The sequence below is a fragment of the Streptomyces sp. DH12 genome, from assembly GCF_020873895.1.
In the GTDB taxonomy this organism is placed as follows: Bacteria; Actinomycetota; Actinomycetes; order Streptomycetales; family Streptomycetaceae; genus Streptomyces.
The window spans coordinates 1-964 of the sequence record NZ_JAHWGT010000128.1 but is presented as its reverse complement, the minus strand read 5'-3'; the positions used below and the strand labels follow the sequence as shown (position 1 = coordinate 964).

Sequence of the window (964 nt, the reverse complement as noted above, 5' to 3'; positions counted from 1 at the left end):
CGGACGTGATCGAACGCTGGACCGTGCTGCGCAACGACGGCGAGCAGCGGGTGGACCTGCTGCGCGCCGACTCCGCCGCGTGGACGCTGCCGCCGCTGGCCGACTACCGGCTGAGCCATGTCACCGGCCAGTGGTCGGCGGAGACGCGGCTGCGCCGGGAGCGGCTGCCCCACGGGGAGACCGTGCTGACCAGCCGGCGCGGCATCACCAGCCACCACGCCAACCCCTGGACCATGCTCGACGACGGCACCGCCGACGAGAACCGGGGCCGGGTGTGGAGCACGGCCCTGGCGTGGAGCGGCAGCTGGCGGATCACCGTGCAGCGCACTCCGGACGGGCGGGCGGGGCTGACCGGCGGCGTGGGCCACGAGGGGACGCGCGTGCCGCTCGGGCCGGGCGAGGAGTTCACCGCTCCGGTGTCGGCCGGGCTGTTCACCGCCGGTGCTCTACAACTCCTGGGAGGCCACCGGCTTCGACGTGGACGAGGCGAGCCAGCTCGCGCTCGCCGAGCGGGCGGCCCGGCTCGGGGTGGAGCTGTACGTCGTCGACGACGGCTGGTTCGGCGCCCGCCGCAGCGACCGGGCGGGCCTGGGCGACTGGACGCCGACGCCGGACCGCTTCCCGCGGGGTCTGCGGCCGCTGTCCGACGCCGTGCACCGGCTCGGCATGCGGTTCGGCGTCTGGGTGGAGCCGGAGATGGTCAATCCGGACAGCGACCTCTACCGGGCGCACCCCGACTGGGTGCTGCACCTGCCGGGCCGGCCGCGCTCCGAGCTGCGCAACCAGCTCGTGCTGAACTTCGCCCGGCGGGACGTCGCCGACTGGGCCTTCGACTGGCTCACCCGGCTGGTGGCCGAGCACCGGGTGGACTTCCTCAAGTGGGACATGAACCGCGTCTTCGGCGAGTCCGGCTGGCCGGGCACCGAGGACGGCAACGACCGGCTGTGGACACGCTACGTGGACC

The 964-nt window shown here is 74.5% G+C and carries 1 pseudogene; it reads left to right on the top strand.

Annotated elements, in window-relative coordinates:
* Window positions 1-964: pseudogene (locus LPA54_RS32955) on the top strand (alpha-galactosidase); the annotation flags it as partial.